At 62.3% G+C, this 15,905-nt stretch carries 16 protein-coding genes; 6 read left to right on the plus strand and 10 right to left on the minus strand.

Annotation, left to right across the window (positions count from 1 at the left end):
• Positions 1 to 6: 6 nt before the first annotated feature.
• From AC3Z8Y_RS08360 to efeU, 5 genes are all read right to left on the minus strand, one after another.
• Positions 7 to 1,074 (minus strand): phosphotransferase family protein, encoded by a 1,068-nt coding sequence (locus AC3Z8Y_RS08360; protein ID WP_490089276.1) that lies wholly within the window; start codon positions 1,072 to 1,074, stop codon positions 7 to 9.
• Between the two features lie 153 nt (positions 1,075 to 1,227).
• Positions 1,228 to 2,049: an iron uptake system protein EfeO gene (gene efeO, locus AC3Z8Y_RS08365; RefSeq protein WP_490089277.1), complete on the minus strand. Its 822-nt coding sequence runs from the start codon at positions 2,047 to 2,049 to the stop codon at positions 1,228 to 1,230.
• 17 nt (positions 2,050 to 2,066) lie between these two features.
• Positions 2,067 to 3,374: an iron uptake transporter deferrochelatase/peroxidase subunit gene (efeB, locus tag AC3Z8Y_RS08370; RefSeq protein WP_490089278.1), complete on the minus strand. Its 1,308-nt coding sequence runs from the start codon at positions 3,372 to 3,374 to the stop codon at positions 2,067 to 2,069.
• Between the two features lie 13 nt (positions 3,375 to 3,387).
• A complete protein-coding gene (gene efeO, locus AC3Z8Y_RS08375) occupies positions 3,388 to 4,584 on the minus strand; it encodes an iron uptake system protein EfeO (RefSeq protein ID WP_490089279.1) in 1,197 nt (398 codons plus the stop codon).
• 8 nt (positions 4,585 to 4,592) lie between these two features.
• Entirely contained in the window at positions 4,593 to 5,432 is an 840-nt protein-coding gene (gene efeU / locus AC3Z8Y_RS08380) for an iron uptake transporter permease EfeU (RefSeq protein ID WP_490089280.1), read from the minus strand.
• A gap of 267 nt (positions 5,433 to 5,699) precedes the next feature.
• On the opposite strand from efeU, the gene AC3Z8Y_RS08385 reads away from it, so the two are divergent.
• Positions 5,700 to 6,104: a TraR/DksA family transcriptional regulator gene (locus AC3Z8Y_RS08385; protein ID WP_181115795.1), complete on the plus strand. Its 405-nt coding sequence runs from the start codon at positions 5,700 to 5,702 to the stop codon at positions 6,102 to 6,104.
• A 496-nt stretch (positions 6,105 to 6,600) separates the two neighbouring features.
• Entirely contained in the window at positions 6,601 to 7,827 is a 1,227-nt protein-coding gene (locus tag AC3Z8Y_RS08390) for a methyl-accepting chemotaxis protein (protein ID WP_490089961.1), read from the plus strand.
• Positions 7,828 to 7,833: 6 nt separating this feature from the next.
• Here the strand turns inward: AC3Z8Y_RS08390 and AC3Z8Y_RS08395 are convergent, their stop codons facing one another.
• Complete coding sequence (locus tag AC3Z8Y_RS08395) at positions 7,834 to 8,097, minus strand: DUF2789 family protein (RefSeq protein WP_181122540.1); 264 nt, start codon at positions 8,095 to 8,097, stop codon at positions 7,834 to 7,836.
• Between the two features lie 309 nt (positions 8,098 to 8,406).
• On the opposite strand from AC3Z8Y_RS08395, the gene AC3Z8Y_RS08400 reads away from it, so the two are divergent.
• The 3 genes from AC3Z8Y_RS08400 (at position 8,407) to AC3Z8Y_RS08410 (ending at position 10,372) form a co-directional block, all read left to right on the plus strand.
• A complete protein-coding gene (locus AC3Z8Y_RS08400; RefSeq protein WP_181115789.1) occupies positions 8,407 to 8,877 on the plus strand; it encodes a hypothetical protein in 471 nt (156 codons plus the stop codon).
• A gap of 66 nt (positions 8,878 to 8,943) precedes the next feature.
• Complete coding sequence (locus AC3Z8Y_RS08405; protein ID WP_490089281.1) at positions 8,944 to 9,951, plus strand: ABC transporter substrate-binding protein; 1,008 nt, start codon at positions 8,944 to 8,946, stop codon at positions 9,949 to 9,951.
• A gap of 166 nt (positions 9,952 to 10,117) precedes the next feature.
• Positions 10,118 to 10,372 carry a hypothetical protein gene (locus AC3Z8Y_RS08410; RefSeq protein ID WP_490089282.1) on the plus strand — a complete coding sequence of 85 codons (255 nt, stop codon included), beginning with the start codon at positions 10,118 to 10,120 and terminating at the stop codon, positions 10,370 to 10,372.
• A gap of 13 nt (positions 10,373 to 10,385) precedes the next feature.
• Here the strand turns inward: AC3Z8Y_RS08410 and AC3Z8Y_RS08415 are convergent, their stop codons facing one another.
• From AC3Z8Y_RS08415 to AC3Z8Y_RS08425, 3 genes are read right to left on the minus strand one after another with little or no spacing between them, the layout of a single operon-like run.
• Complete coding sequence (locus AC3Z8Y_RS08415) at positions 10,386 to 11,156, minus strand: alpha/beta hydrolase family protein (RefSeq protein ID WP_490089283.1); 771 nt, start codon at positions 11,154 to 11,156, stop codon at positions 10,386 to 10,388.
• A complete protein-coding gene (locus AC3Z8Y_RS08420) occupies positions 11,140 to 12,249 on the minus strand; it encodes a DUF3182 family protein (protein ID WP_490089284.1) in 1,110 nt (369 codons plus the stop codon). The genes AC3Z8Y_RS08415 and AC3Z8Y_RS08420 overlap by 17 nt, the downstream gene beginning before the upstream one ends.
• 14 nt (positions 12,250 to 12,263) lie before the next feature.
• Positions 12,264 to 12,641: a termination factor Rho gene (locus AC3Z8Y_RS08425; protein ID WP_490089285.1), complete on the minus strand. Its 378-nt coding sequence runs from the start codon at positions 12,639 to 12,641 to the stop codon at positions 12,264 to 12,266.
• A 175-nt stretch (positions 12,642 to 12,816) separates the two neighbouring features.
• On the opposite strand from AC3Z8Y_RS08425, the gene AC3Z8Y_RS08430 reads away from it, so the two are divergent.
• On the plus strand, positions 12,817 to 14,625 hold the full coding sequence (locus AC3Z8Y_RS08430; RefSeq protein ID WP_490089286.1) for an aminopeptidase P family protein: 1,809 nt from the start codon (positions 12,817 to 12,819) through the stop codon (positions 14,623 to 14,625).
• Positions 14,626 to 14,634: 9 nt separating this feature from the next.
• Here AC3Z8Y_RS08430 and rhtA read toward each other — a convergent pair whose 3' ends face one another.
• The gene (gene rhtA, locus AC3Z8Y_RS08435; protein ID WP_490089287.1) at positions 14,635 to 15,519 is read right to left on the minus strand and encodes a threonine/homoserine exporter RhtA; all 885 of its coding nucleotides are present in this window, start codon (positions 15,517 to 15,519) and stop codon (positions 14,635 to 14,637) included.
• Between the last annotated feature and the right edge of the window lie 386 nt (positions 15,520 to 15,905).

Consider the following 15,905-nt stretch of genomic DNA (forward strand, 5'->3'; position numbering starts at 1 on the left):
CTCCTGTCAAAGGGTGGAACGGCCGATCACCTGCAGGCTCATCTGCTCCAGCAAGGCGTTCATGGCCACGAATTGAGCGAACCGCGGATCGCGGGTCTGCCCATGGAAATAGCGGTAATAGATTTGCTGGACGATCCCGGCCAGGCGAAACAGCCCCTGTACGTAGTAGAAGTCGAAGTTGCCCACGGTGATGCCCGAACGCTGCGCGTAGTAAGCGACCATTTCCGAGCGGGTGAGCATGCCGGGGGCGTTGCTGGGCTGGCGGCGAGTAAGTTGCACTGCCTGTGGGTCGTCGGCTTGCACCCAGTACGCCAGGCAATTGCCCAGGTCCATCAGCGGGTCGCCCAGGGTAGCGAGCTCCCAGTCCAGTACGCCCGTGATGCGCATGGGGTTGGCCGGGTCGAGAATCACGTTATCGAAGCGGTAATCGTTGTGGATCAGGCTGGCCCGGCCACTGTCGGCAGGGCGCTTGTCACGTAGCCAGTCCATCACCGGCGCCCACGCCGGGGCATCCGGTGTGAGTGCATTGGTGTAACGCTCGCACCAGCCTTCGACTTGTCGCTGCACATAGCCTTCGGGGCGGCCGAGGTCTTCCAGGCCACAGGCTTTGTAGTCCACCTGATGCAACTCCACCAGGCGGTCGACGAAGCTCTTGCACAGGGCAGTGGTCGCGTCGGCATCCAGGCCCAATTCGGGTGGCAGGTCTTTGCGCAGGATGACTCCGCGCAACCGCTCCATCACATAAAACTGCGCGCCGATCACGCTTTCGTCGGTACATAGCAGTACCGGCCGGGGGCAATAGCTGAAACTACGGCTGAGCTTGTCCAGGATGCGGTATTCGCGGGCCATGTCGTGGGCGCTACGGGCTTTGTGACCGAACGGCGGGCGCCGTAGCACCAGCTCCCGGTCCGGGTAGGCAAGCAGGTAAGTAAGGTTGGACGCCCCACCGGGAAACTGGCGGATCGTGGGTGCGCCGTTGAGGCTGGGCAGGTGCGCCTTGAGAAGGGCATCGACAGCGGCGCCGTCGAGTGCTTCGCCTTCACGCAAGCTGATGGTCTGATCAGTGAGCGCCATGCGGGTCCCTTGAATGAATGGCTCTTGGCTGGGCAATCTAATTGCGCAGGGTAGCCGGGACAAGACTAGCAGGCGTGTTATCAGTGAAGCTGTTGGCGGGGCATACAGCACAGATGATGCCCGGGGGTACGATCACCCCCGGGCGGTGTTGCTTTAATTCAGGCCGAGCTTGCCACGCAGGGTGGAAAGGTCTTCGGCCAAGGTGTTCACCGGGCCGATCATGGCCTTGCGGTCACGTTCCTTTACCTTGTCATAGGTTTCAAAGCCACCGTCCTTGGTCTTGTACTTGGCCAGGATGGTTTCCACGGTGGCGAAGTTCTTGTCCACTTTGGCGACGAACGCTTTGTCCTGCTTCTCGATCTGTGGGCGGAACAGGTCGACGATCTTCTTGGCGCCGTCCACGTTGCCCTGGAAGTCATACAGGTCGGTATGGCTGTAGCGATCTTCTTCGCCGGTCACCTTGGTGGCGGCCACTTCTTCAAGCAGCGCCGCGGCGCCACCCACTACTTTTTCCGGCGGGAAGGTCAAGCCGTCAATGCGGGCCTGAAGGTCTTTCACATCCTTGACCAGCTGATCGGCGAAGCCTTCGTAACCTTTGGTGGTGTTCTGGTCGAACAGGCCATATTCGATACGGTGGAAGCCGGTGAAATCATCCGCCGTCACGCCTTGCTCGTGGTCGTCCACGCGGGAGTCGATCGAAGCATCCAGGTCGCTGAACAGTTCGGCGATGGGTTCGATCGCTTCATAGTGCACGCGGGTAGGTGCGTAGAGCTTTTTCGCCGTGGCCAGGTCGCCGGCCTTGACCGCATCGGTGAACGCCTGGGTTTCACTGACCAGCTTGCCCACTTCTTCGGTGACGTAGATCTTGTAGTCGGAAATCGGCTGTACCAGGTCCAGGCCTGCTGGCGTGGCGGCAAAAGCCGGAGCGGCGAGGGCGGTCATGGCAATCATGGACGCGAGCAAGGTTCGTTTCATGTGGTGCATCCCCAGGGTCAAGTAGTGGTGTTGTTGTGAGGCGTAGCAATCAGTAGCGCGCGGCCGATGAAGTCCTCGGCGTTGCGCACGCCCGGCAAGGTGAAGAAATACCCACCACCGACAGGTTTGAGGTATTCCTCCAGCGGCTCGCCGTTGAGCCGGCGTTGAACCGTGATGAAGCCTTGCTCCAGGTCGGCCTGATAGCAGATGAACAGCAGCCCCATGTCGAGTTGGCCGTTCTTGTTCACGCCGTTGGAGTAGTTGAACGGCCGGCGCAAGATCAGGTTCGCCTCGCTGCCGGGCGTACGTGGGTTGGCCAGGCGTATATGCGCGTCGAGGCGGGTGAGCTTGCCTTCCGGGTCCTTGCTGTAATCGGGCAGGGCAAACTCATCGCCGCCTTGCATGGGCGCGCCACTGCCCTTGCGGCGGCCGAAGATGCTTTCCTGCTCTTGCAGCGGGGTGCGGTCCCAGCGCTCCACGAAATTTCGGATGACGCGCACCGCCTGGTAGCTGCCTTGGGCAGCCCAGGCAGGCTCATCACTGCCCGGCTGTACCCACACGAGCCGATCCATGGCTTGGGTATCGGTGGAGTCCGGGTTGGCGCTGCCGTCGCGAAAGCCCAAAAAGTTACGCGCGTTCTGTGCAGGCTCCCCCGGCTTGGTCGGCGCCTGGGGCGGCACCGACCCCTCCTGCTTCCAGCGCACGAACAACAGGTCTGGCAATGCCTTGATGACGTCTCGCAACGCATGGATGTTGGTATCCGGCGTGTTGGAGCAAAACTGCAGGCTGAGGTCGCCGTGGCAGCGATCTTCTTCCAAAGCGTCGTTCGGGAAGCCCACCATGCGGCTTAGCCGCTTGGGCTTGACCGCCTCCAGCCCATAGCGGTCATCGAACAGCGAAGCACCCACGGACACTGTGATGGTGAGGTTGTCCGGGCTGACCACCGGGCCAAGAATCCCTGAATCGGCCGGCGGCAGTTTCGGGTCCAGGTTGTCCACGGGGCCACCACGGGTGAGGAACCGGATACGCTCGTCCAGGGTGCGGAACAGGCGCTCCAGGTCGGCGCGGTCGTTGGCGAGCACGTCGAACGCCACGACCATACCCGCAGCAGGGCGTGGCGTGACGATGCCGGCCTGGTGTACCCCTTCGTAGGGGTGGCGGTCTTCGGTGCGTTCGCTTTTCGGCGCCTCGGTCACCTTGCCTTCGTTGGCTTGCGCCATCATCGGGCAGCCCAGGCCGCTGCCAGCGAGCGCGGCACCCGCGGCGCCCAGGCCAAACAGCACCCGGCGGCGTTCAAGGGAGGGGAGGTGGCGTGTATCGGTCATTGCATGTATGCCCTCAGAGATCGGACAGGCCAAGGGCCGGATCGATGCCATCCAGGGCGTCGGCCAGATCGCGGGCGCGATCGGCGATGGCCTGGCGCTGCGTCTGGGTGAGTTGGGTATAGGCAGGCCACTGACCCTCGCTGCGCGCCGCCTGCAGCGTGTCGTTCAGGGCTGCGCTGGCGGTATCAATGCGGTGCTGCACGTCAGCGGCGGTTTTCTCCACCAAAGGGCGCATCAGCGAAACAACCTTGTTCGCACCCTCCAGGTTGGCGGCGAAGCCATTGAGGTCGGTGTGGCTGTAGCGCTCTTCCTCGCCGTTGAAGCGGTGCTCGGCCAGGCTGCGCAGGTTGCGCGACACCATGGCCACCAGTTGCTCGGGCGGGATCGGCTGGGCCAGCAGTTGGGTTTTCAGCAAGGTTACATCGGCCAACAGCTTGCGAGCGATCGGTGCCAGCGGCTGAGCGGCCTGAGCGTTGGCATCGAACAGTTCATACTCCAGCCGGTGGAAGCCTGCGAAGGCGGGGTCCTGCTCGCGCTTCTCGTAGTAGTCAGCCCGGGCATCAATGGCATTGTTCAACTCGGAAAAGCGCTGCGCGGCGCCGGCAATGCGCTGATAAGCCGCCCTGGCGGGCGCGTACAGTTGGCGCGCCTTGGTGAGGTCTCCGGCATCAATGGCGGCGGACAAGGCATTGACTGCCGCCACCAGTGCGGTGCCTTGCTGGCTGAGGTACACCCGGTACTCGGACAGCGGGCCAATAAAGGTGGTGAGCGAAGGGCGCGCCTTGGCACGCGCGTCGGACTCCGCAGTGGCCGTAACGGTCAACGTGCCCCGGGGGTTGCTGAGCAAGCCGCAGGTGATCGCATATTGGCCTGGTTCCAGGCTGGCATTGATGATCTGGCTCAGGCCAGGCGCGATGTTTTCCCGCTCCTCGAGTACCAGTACGCCATCGAGGATTTCCCACTCCACGGCACGGTCGGAGGCATTCACGATACGGAAGGCAGCCTTGCCCGCCGGCACGCTCAGCGCGGCGGGCTCACAGCTGTGGTCGTGGATGGTGACGACGGTTTCCTGGCCCGCATGGGCCTTGCGTTTTTCGCTGGCCACTTGAGAGGCGTAATAGAACAGGCCGCCAGCGGCGATCATCAGGATCACCGAACCGGCTACGGCCACGCGCATGAGGCGTGGCGGCCGAGGAGCAGATGTGGGCATGAAAAACCTTAAGAATGGCTTACAGTGGGTGCGGCGTTGCGGGCAGGGCGCACCGGTGCGAAAAACAGCGCCAAGGCAATCAGCAGGTACCCGGCCCAGGCACCCAGCGTGCTGACGGTGGGCGTGTCCTGATAGCCGAACATGCCCGCCAGCACCGCGCCGGCGGGGCTATCGACGGGCAGTTGGGCGCTCCAGTCGAACACCACGTGCTGCAAGCCGTTCCATAGGCCGGCTTCATGCAGGGCCTGTACCGAATTTGCCAGGATGCCCGCCGCCACCACCAGGATGAACAGCCCCGTCCAGCGGAAGAACCGCGACAGGTTCAGCTTCAGGCTGCCGCGGTACAGGGCGACCCCCACGGCCACAGCACCCACCAGCCCCAGCAGCGCGCCCAGCGGGGCGCCAGTGCCCTCGCTCTGCTGAAACACAGCCAACAGGAAGAACACGGTTTCCAGCCCCTCGCGGGCTACGGCGAAGAACACCATGGCGATCAATGCAAAAACCTGATTGCGCGAGCCGGCCAGCGCCGTGTCGAGGGATGCATGAAGCGTGTGCTTGATCGAGCGCGCCACCTTGCGCATCCAGAACACCATGGAGCTGAGAATCCCCACCGCCAGCAGTCCGATCACGCCTTCGAACAGCTCTTGCTGCTTTTGCGGAAACTCGGCGCTGGCCAGTTCCAGGCCGCCACCGGCCAGCAACGCCACGGCCACTGCGAGGAATACGCCCACCCATACGGCAGGCATCCATTCGCCCCGACCCGTCTGCTTGAGGTAGCTGGCGATGATGCCTACGATCAGCGCGGCTTCGATGCCTTCGCGCAGCATGATCAGGAACGGAACGAGCATTAAGCACCGCGTCAATGAAGAATGAGATTGCGTTTTGTAACATAATGAGACTCATTATTGAACGTGCGTTCCTGCAGGTTTCATGAACGTGTCATGTTCACCGACGGTCGGCACCCCGCGCCCGGTATTCCGGCAATTCGGCCCGCGCTATTGCTGCCTGCTGCTCACGCCCGTAGACTCCCGCCCCTTATTTGATTTTACCCGTCGCCCGGCACCGCTGGCGCGACCGGCCAACGATCCGTCTCACGCAGGTTTATCGAGATATCAATGACGAAGGAAAAGTTGCTGGCCATGCCGGCCGATGACTACATGAACGCCGAACAGCAGGCTTATTTCACCAAGCTGCTGCAAGCCATGAAGGTCGAAACCCAGGCACGTATCGACGAAAGCCGGATTGCGATCGAAAGCCTGGACTCCCCGGCCGACCCGGCGGACGCCGCCTCCGTGGAAGAAGAACGCCACTGGCTGGTAAATGCCATCGAGCGCGACCAGCGCCTGTTGCCACAGCTGGAGCAGGCGCTGGGGCGTATCGCCGAGGATACCTTCGGCTGGTGCGAAGACAGCGGCGAGCCTATCGGCCTCAAGCGCCTGCTGATCAGCCCCACTACCAAATACTGCATCGAAGCGCAGGAACGCCACGAGCAGATCGACCGGCATCAGCGCCAGGCCTGATCCCGCGCCCTGGGTGCCAGTCATCGAGTGAGACGAAGGCAGCATGGCTGGCAACGCGACGATAGACCAAGATGGGGAAAGCCAATTATAAGCCCCAGCAGGAGTCGCAGGCATGAACCTTCCCGGTGCAGTGCAGGGTTTGTCGTCTACCCCCCAGAGCCCCTCGGTCCCGGCCCGGCCATGGCGCCGGGCCCTGTTGCAAAGCTTGTTGGTATTGGTGGCCGTCGCTGCCAGTGAGCTTGCGGGCTTTGCTCCAGCCATCACAGGGCTGCTGGCGCTGGTTGCACTGTGGCTGCCACTGCTGCCTGCCGGCAGATCCGCTCCGGCTATCCCTGCCACGGCCGCACCCATGGCCACCCTTACCCGTGACCTTTCCCGCGCTACAAGCCATAACGCCCTTTCTGCGGCCGGGGTCGCCTGGTCGGTTCGCCTGCTGGCCGGCAGGGTGCAATCACAACTGGCTGGCGCTGCCCGCATCGTTGGCAGCGCCGAGGCCATGATCCGCACCGAGCACCTGGCCAGTACCTTTAGCGAGCAAGCCCTGGCGGCGTCCTCCCAGGCCCGCCAGAGCAGTGCCAGCGGCCGCGGCGTGCTGGCACAGTCCATCCAGCGGATGCATCAACTCAGCGAACGGGCGACGGCCAGCCGCGCGTCCATCGAAATGCTCAGCCAGCGAAGTGAAGATATCCAGCGTGTGGCGCTGGTTATCCAGTCCATCGCCAGCCAGACCAACCTGCTTGCCCTCAATGCCGCCATCGAAGCCGCCCGCGCCGGGGAGCACGGGCGCGGTTTCGCGGTGGTGGCCGACGAGGTGCGAAGCCTGGCCGGGCGCACCGCTACGGCGACCGAGGAGGTGGGCAAGATGGTCGGCGAGATTCAGCAGCGTACGGCCGACGTGATGGAGCAGATTGCCCTGCTCAGCGACGACCTGCGTCAGGGCGTGGAACAGGTAGAGCATACGGGCAGCGAGCTGTCACGGATTGCCGAGCTATCGGAAGGCGTAGAGCGGCAGGTGCAGACCATTGCCGAAGGTGCGCGCGGGAATCAGCAGCAATTGGAAGCGTTGTTCGAAGCAATCGCCGGGATGCGCGCAGACCTGGCCATCAGTGATGAGCAAACCCGAGCGCTCGCGCAGGCTGCGGAAAATATGGAGCGGCAGGCCGAGGTGATCAGCGAGCGCTTGGCGGAAGTAGGGCTCGATGACTATCACCAGCGGGTGTACAGCCTGGCGCTGGAAGGTGCGCGCGCTATCGAGCAGCGCTTCGAGCAGGACCTTGCCGCCGGCCGTATCAGCCTCGATGATCTGTTCGATCGCCAGTACCGGCTGATTCCAGGTACCACGCCGGCCAAGTATCAGACCCGCTTCGATCGGTATACCGATGACGCGCTGCCCGCGATCCAGGAACCATTGCTCAAGCGCCACGAGGGGATGGTGTTTGCCATTGCCTGTACGCCAGAGGGCTATGTGCCTACCCACAACCAGGCGTTCAGCCGGCCGCCAACGGGTGATCCGCAACAGGACGTGGTGTATTCACGCAGCAAGCGCAAGTTCGACGACCGCACCGGCATCCGCTGTGGCAGCCATCAGAAGCCGCTGTTGCTACAAACCTATACCCGGGATACGGGAGAACTGATGCACGACCTTTCCGTGCCGATCATGGTGCGGGGTCGCCACTGGGGAGGGTTGCGCCTGGGTTACAAGCCCCAGGCGGCAAGAGGGTGAGCGCGATCAAACGGCCGGGGGAGTGGCCTGCTGGTTGGCGTCGTGGTGCAGGCGGGTATTAAGCTCGTCGACCCACATGGCTTCTTCTCCATCGGCCATGATCGACTCCTTGAGCAGGGCAGCCTGGGAATCGTTCCAGAATTCGGCCTCTGACACCTTTACGTCGGCTGGAAGTTGGTGTTCGTCGATGAACTTGTCTATTTCCGGCCCGCTGGTACCCAGGCCGAGTTGGGCGAACAGGCTTTCCAGGTCGTGATGGACGTCTTCCATTGGGGGCTCCGATTCAGGTTCAGTAAACACGGTTACGTCACTGGATTTGAACCCCGTATCTTGCGTGGAGTTCGCCCTTTTCGTGACTGTTTTCGACAATGATCGGAAAGGGCTTTTCTTTACTGGGGGTTTTGGCAGAGAATCCCGTGTTACCGGCAACCGCTTCAGAGGGATGATCCATTCGCGATCGTTGCCCATCTGCCGGTCCATTTGTTCATGTCAGGGCTTTGCCCCGTATTTTCATGGTCGGCTGCAGGCTGGCCACAAACCGGGAGCGACCGGTTCTACCATCGGGTTGAGGATCTTTCGTTGGCAGTCAGCAATCTGGATATGCACGCTCTTTTTGTTCTGGGCGATTTGCGCGCTAAGTTGGTCAAGTTATTTCAATCTCGTTTTGTCTACATCACCGAACAGTCCGCCGACAGCCTCTACATGGCTGAGGTGGATACCGAAACCGCTCTTGTAGTCGACGACAAGCCCGGCTTGCAGTTGAAAGTAGGCGATCATTTTCGGGCTGCCGTGCTGCCTAGCCGCGAAGGCGGCAAGTTCGAGATCAAGTTTCGCGACCTCAAGTTCACCATCTACGGCCTTGGCGAATACGCCTTTGTGCAAACGCCCATGGGCAATGGCGTGGTGTTCCGCCAGGGCCAGAGCGTAATGCTGGTGTTCGCGGCCAATGAGCAACTTGTGGGAGGGCTGACCAAGCCTCTCAAGGCTGCAGTGGCCAAGGCAGCGAAATGGCGGGCCGGTGAGCTCACGTTCAAGGCAAGCGAGCAGTAAGCGCAGCGTTTGGCGCAACCTCGGCTAGGCTGTGGCTGTCATCTGCCTACAGCCCAGGAGGTACCCATGAAACGACTCCATAGAACGCTGGCGGGGTTCTGCGCCGCGCTTGCGTTCGGTTATCTGTCCAACGCCAGCGCCAACGATACCGTCCGGTTCGCTGATCTGAACTGGGAAAGCGGTAGCCTCATTACCGAAATGCTCCGGTACGTAGTGGAGAAGGGCTACGGCCTGCCTACCGAAACACTGCCCGGTACCACGGTTACCCTTGAGGCGGCCCTCGCCAGAAACGACATCCAGGTGATTGCCGAGGAGTGGGCCGGCCGCAGCCCGGTGTGGAACGACGCCGAAGCCAAGGGCCAGGTCAAAGGCCTGGGCGATATTGTGAAAGGTGCCACCGAAGGCTGGTGGGTGCCGGCCTACGTGGTCAAGGGCGACCCCACCAAGGGTATCAAGCCGCTCGCGCCGGACCTGCATAGCGTGACGGACCTTGCGCAATACAAGGACGTGTTCAAGGACCCGGAAAGCCCCGGGAAGGGACGTTTCCTCAATAGCCCCACCGGTTGGACTTCCGAAGTGGTGAACGGGCAGAAGCTCAAGGCCTATGGCCTGACTGACAGCTTCACCAACTTCCGGGCAGGCTCGGGCGCGGCCCTCGACGCCGAAATCAGCTCTTCGGTGAAACGGGGAAAGCCGGTGCTGTTCTATTACTGGAGCCCCACGCCACTGCTCGGCCGTTATGACTTCATTCAACTGGAAGAGCCGCCGTTCGACGCCGAAGCCTGGAAGACCCTCACCGATGCCAGCAACCCGAACCCGCGGCCCACGCGATCCCTGGCCTCGAAGCTGTCGGTGGGCGTGTCCACTGCATTCGAGCAGGCGCACCCTGAAATCAGCGCCTTCCTTGCCAAGGTAGACCTGCCCATTGCCCCGCTGAACCAAGCGCTGGCGACCATGAGCGAAAAACACCTCGAGCCGCGCAAGGTGGCCGCCGAGTTGCTGAAGGCTCATCCTGAATGGCTTCAGGCCTGGCTGCCTGCCGATATCGCCAGCAAGGTTCAGGGCACCCTCTGATCCTCTGTTTCAGCAGCCCCCGCCCGCCCTGGCGCGGGGGTTCCATCGCCATACCGTTGCGCGGGCAATAGCCACTATCAAACCCGGTGATTTTTCTGTGAGCGAGCGCGGGCTTAGCCTGAGTTCATTCCCGAAACGTAACCGCCCGATGGGGCTGGAGGTTCCCATGAAACGCTCGCTGCTGCTGATTCCGCTGATGTCCGTTGCCGTTCTGGCCGGTTGCACCACCACTGGCCCTGAAACCCGCCCGTATTCCGCTGAAGAGCGCTTCGAGCTGTCCATGGAAGCTCTGAACAGGCAAGGGTTGCCATTCGATCAATACGTTCAAGCCCGGGCCAGGCTGGTCCGTGGGCAAAACGCCAACGCCACCGGCCTGGTTCAGGATGCTGTACCCGCTGCCCAGGCAGGCCGCGAAAGCTGAGGTACGGGCCTTGTCAGGAATACACCGCGGAATGGTGAGGGTAGTTTTCCAGGCGAGAGCCGATGACCATTTCGCTGATCCAGTTGGTCAGGATACTGCTGTAGGCCTTCTGGCACGCTTCGCTGGTGAGAGCATGATCGCTGCCATCAACGATACGATGGGTCAGCGAGTGAGCGCCGACGAAGGCGGAGCGATAACTCATGAGGGTGGTGTGCGGCACGTAGTCGTCATGCTCTGACTCCACCAGCAATACATCGCCGGCAAACTCGGCGCAGGCGGCCAGGGCGCGATTATCGGCCGGGGTGAGCACGGTACGGCGGTAATGGGCCAGGCCTTCCCGGTTCAATGCGGACTTCGGCACCTCCCATTCCTTGTCCCAGTACAAGGCAGGCACCCGAAGGGCAAGCCAGCGGACCTTGCGCTGCGCGGTGAGCAGCGCAGCCAGATAACCCCCGTAACTGCTGCCTACAACCGCAATGGAGTCCTGGTCTACGTCCGGGTGGCTGACCAGCCTGTCATACGCGGTCAATACATCCTTCAGGTTTTGCTCCCGGTTTACGGTTTGGCGCTGGCTTTCGGTTCGGGCATGGCCGCGCAGGTCGAACGTCAGGCATACACAGCCCAGCCCCGTTATGCCTTTGGCGCGGCCGAGGTCGCGCTGCTGGCTCCCGCCCCATCCGTGTACGAACAAAATGCCAGGTAGCTTTGGGCTGGGGCTTAACAGGGTGCCGGCGATGCTTTGATCGTCGACCTGCAGTTCGATGGGTTCACTCACTATGGCCATAGGGTCGGATCCGTGCGTATTTGGTAATGAAGCCTACCGCGGCGTCATCGCCCTGAAAAAACAGTTCGGCGCCTTCGGGCACACTGAAAGGGCCGAACGCTTCGTGGGTGGAGGCGATCACCTTGCGCAAGGTCGGGTCTTGCTTGAACGCCAGCAGGGCCAGGATTTCCGCGCTGCTGGCACCGCCAACCCGCCACGACTGTTCCAGCACGCCGCTCAGCCGGCGGCCGTCATGGGTGGTACCCACGGCGATGTCGTAGTTGCGCCTGGAGGCAAAGAAACCGGGGTAGCTGCTTTCCACGGCCTGTTCATAGGCCCGGGCCTGATGTATCGCCGTTTTCAGCGCAGGCGCCAGGTTGTCTTGCAGCAGGGCGTCATAGTCGCCCCGGTAAACGTTGAGATCGGAGCCGCCGTATACCCATTCACCCTGGTTGTCTTCGGTCAGGCGTTGGGTACCGTAATAACTGGCTGTCTGACTTCCTACGCGTACTTGCCCGACGCTGAAGGTTTCAACGTCGATGAGGTTTTCCTCAAGCACCAGGCCCCAGTCGTTCAACTCCTTTTCATCCATGGGTGCCAAGGCCTTTTCTAGCGCCGCGAGAGAGTCGATCACTTGTTGGCCTCGGCCCGCCGTCGCGCGTACCGGCTTTAGCCGGAATGCCGCCTGTTCGAGCATGGAGCGGCCCGCACGCATTGCGTCAACTTTGCTGAAAACAGTCCACCCGGGCAGCAGCGCATCGCCTGCCTGCCGTGCGAACTCAGGCTGCCAGGTCGAGGGCGCCTGGCTGTCAGGATATAAAGGATGGGAAATTGCCTTGGTGGCGATGAAAGGATCACTCACCCAGCCGCCGAAGAAATCCGCTTGCGAGTGCACGTTCACCCGCATGGCCGCCTGCCCGGTGAGCGTGCGCGCAGGCAGGTAGTAGGTGTGGGGTGCGGGGGCGTCGTCTGTCTGGAGCACCCGGGCAGGCCGGATGCCCAGCAGGTCACATAACATTGCGGCGAGCTTCTGGTGAACGTCACGTTCGTGTTGCGGGGTGGCCGTATCGCCCGCCAGAAGCTTGACCGCATCATAGGCCGAGACTGCATTCATGGTCGGCTTCCGCGTCAGGAGGCTTTGTGCAGTGCGTCTATCAGGGCCTGCTTGTCCATGGACGAGCGGCCGGGAATATTCCTGCTACGGGCTTCGGCCATCAGTGAGGCTTTGGTTTGCGTGGCGAGCGAGGCGTTGGATGAGCGCGACTCGCCCTTACGGCTCGCCGCAGCGCGCTCCGCGCTGTCGTGTCGGGCACGGGATTTGGCCTTGGGGCTGGTACTTTTGCCGCTGCCGGACTTCTCCCCGCCGCCGGACTGCTTGTTGACCGTGGCCCAGGCACGCCCTTCGGCGGCCTTGGCGGGTACGCCCTTGGCCTCATACTGCTTCTCGATGGCCGCGGCCTTGTCTTTTTGTTTGTCGGTGTATTTGTCTTTGCTTCCACGGGGCATGATGCACCTCCAGCTTGACGAAGTCGGAACACTAACGCTGGCCTTGAACGGCCATCCTCTCAAGTTATGAAGAGCGCAACCGCCGGAAGTTCAGCGCCACAGCCCGGGCCCTGACTTGCCGCTGATGCCGGGCGTGCCGCATGATTGCTTCTTTATTCATGGTGCTGGAGCTTCAATGACTTCCTCTTCTCGCCCTCACGGCTCGGTTCCTGATCGCATTGCCGCCGTTCGCGCACTGCTGGAACGCGAGCGTGTGGATGCCTTGCTGGTACCGTCGGCCGACCCCCACCTGTCCGAATACCTCCCGGGCCATTGGCAGGCGCGCCGCTGGCTCTCCGGCTTCGAAGGCTCCGTGGGTACCTTGGTGGTCAGTGGTGCGTTTGCCGGGCTGTGGGCAGACAGCCGGTATTGGGAGCAGGCTGAGCGGGAATTGAGCGGTAGCGGAATCAGCCTGATGAAGCTGCAACCGGGTGCGCCCGGCCCCCTGGACTGGCTCGCCGAGCACGTACCCAGCGGCGGCAGCGTTGCGGTGGATGCTCGTGTGCTGGCCTTGCAGGCCGAGCGCAGCCTGAGGCAGAAGCTTGAACCCAATGGCATCCAATTGCGGGGTGGGCGCGACTGGATCGCCGAGGTGTGGCCCGAACGGCCAGCGTTGCCCGGCAAGCCCGTAGTTGCCCATGCGGCGCCCGAGGCCACCGAGGCCTTGGCCAGCAAACTGCGTCGGGTACGCCAAGCGATGGCCGAGGCCGGGGCGAATGCTCACTTCATCGCCACTGTCGACGATATCGCCTGGCTGTTCAATCTGCGCGGCAGTGACGTGAGTTACAACCCGGTGTTCCTCGCCTTCGCGATGGTACGCGAAGACAAGGCGGTGCTGTGGGTAGGGCAGGGCACGGTCGCCCCTAATCTGCAGGCCGCGCTGGCCGATGATGATGTGGAAGTACGCAATTACGAGCAGGTAATGACGGACCTCGCGGCGTTGGCCCCAGAGACGTCCTTGTTGATCGACCCGGCAAGGGTCACTGCGGGTTTGGTCGCCAAGCTGCCCACCTCGGTCCGGCTGATTGAGCAGATCAACCCCAGCACCTTGTTCAAGGCCTGCAAAAGCGAAGCGGAGCTGTCCCATGTACGGGAGGCGATGGAACGGGACGGCGCTGCGCTTTGCGAGTTTTTCGCCTGGCTGGAGAGCGCACTGGGTACCGAGGTGGTGACCGAGGTGACCATCGATGAGCAGCTGATTGCCGCACGTGCGCGTCAAGCCGGTTACGTATGCCCCAGTTTCGCGACGATCGCGGCCTATGGCCCGAACGGCGCGTTGCCGCACTATCGCGCCACGCCATCGTCACATTCAGTCATTGAAGGTGATGGCCTGCTGCTGATCGATTCAGGCGGCCAGTACTTGGGCGGTACCACCGATATCACGCGCATGGTTCCGGTTGGCACGCCCACCGAGGAGCAGAAGGCAGACTGTACCCGCGTGTTGCAAGGCATGATGGCACTGTCCGCCGCGCGCTTCCCTGAAGGCATACTCACGCCGCTGCTGGACGCGATCGCGAGGGCGCCGCTTTGGGCGGACAACGTCAACTACGGGCACGGTACCGGCCATGGGGTGGGCTACTTCCTCAATGTGCATGAAGGCCCGCAAGTGATCGCCTATCAGGCGGCGCCGGCGCCCCATACCGCCATGCGTGAAGGCATGATTACTTCCATCGAGCCTGGCACGTACCGGCCAGGCCGCTGGGGTGTGCGCATCGAGAACCTGGTAGCGACCCGGGCGGCGGGGCGGAGTGAGTTCGGTGAGTTTCTGCAGTTCGAAACCCTGACCTTATGCCCCATCGACACCCGTTGCCTGCTACCGGAGCGCCTGGCACCGCATGAGCGCGAGTGGCTTAACCGGTATCACGCGCAAGTGCGCGAGCGTCTCGCCCCGAGGGTGAGCGGCAATGCCTTGGCTTGGCTCAACAGCCGCACTGCCCCAGTGTAAGGCCGTGGCCTAGTCAGCCGCCGCTACCGCGGTTGGCTGGCGCGGCAGGGTGAGCGTTGCGCCAGCCGAGGCGGCAATGATGGCAGCGATCGCCAGCCATTGGTTCAGGGTAAGCGCCTCGCCCAGGAACAGCAGCCCCGACAGCGCGCCGATCGCTGGCTCCATGCTCATCAGGATACCGAACGTACGCGCAGGCATGCGAGTAAGCGCAACCATTTCCAGGCTATAAGGAAGGGCCGTCGATAAGATGGCCACGCCGATGGCTGCGGGCAGGATCGAAGGATTCAACAGCGCAGCCCCGGCGGAGATAACACCGAACGGCGCGATACAGATGGCAGCCAGGGTAACTCCAAGCGCGGCGGTCTGGATGCCATGGGCGGCCCCGGCTTTCTGCCCGAACACTATATAAAGCGCCCAACATGCCCCGGCGGCCAGTGCGAACAATGCACCGGTGGCATCTACCGCGCCGGCACTGGCGGCACCCGGTACCAGCAGTAGCAGACCGGCCAGCGCCAACCCTACCCAGCAGAAGTCCACTTTGCGACGGGATGACAGCACCGCTACCGCCAACGGGCCGGTGAACTCCAGTGCAACGGCAATACCCAGCGGCACCGTGCGCAGTGCCATATAGAAGAGGAGGTTCATCCCGCCCAGCGCCAAACCATAGACAAAGACATGGCGAAGCCCGTGCAGGGACATCCGTGTTTGCCACGGGCGCAGGGCGATCAGCAGGATGACAGCGGCGAATACCAGGCGAACGGCGGTTGTACCGGGTGCGCCTATCAGCGGGAATAGCGATTTTGCCAGTGAGGCACCGGACTGGATGGAAGCCATGGCAATCACGAGAAGGCCAATGGGGAACGCGAGCGTACGAAGAGAGGCGGGGGAGGGCATGACAATCCTGAAACTGAGGGCAGCTGTGCATGATCCTGCAAGGCCTCAGCCTCGGCAACGGGCTTTATTGCCAGTAGGTGTTAAATAAGTGTTGACGCCCTCTCGAAAGCCCTTATAATGCGCCCCACTTCCAGCGACAACGGAACGGCAAACTTCTTGAGAATCAACGAGTTAGCAGTTCAGGTAAGCGGGAAGTGGCTTCGATCTCCGGATCGGATGCGGTGAGAAAGGGGGTTGACAGCAGGTTGTAACGCTGTAGAATTCGCCTCCCGCTTCGAGAGGTAAGTGAAGCGGTCAAGTGTTTGAAGTTGAACGAGAAATTCTGAAAACTTCCAAAATAAACGCTTGACACGATGTAAGGTTAGCGTAGAATGCGCGCCTCGGTT

It is taken from the genome of Pseudomonas sp. 3MAES_34.3B (assembly GCF_058145875.1).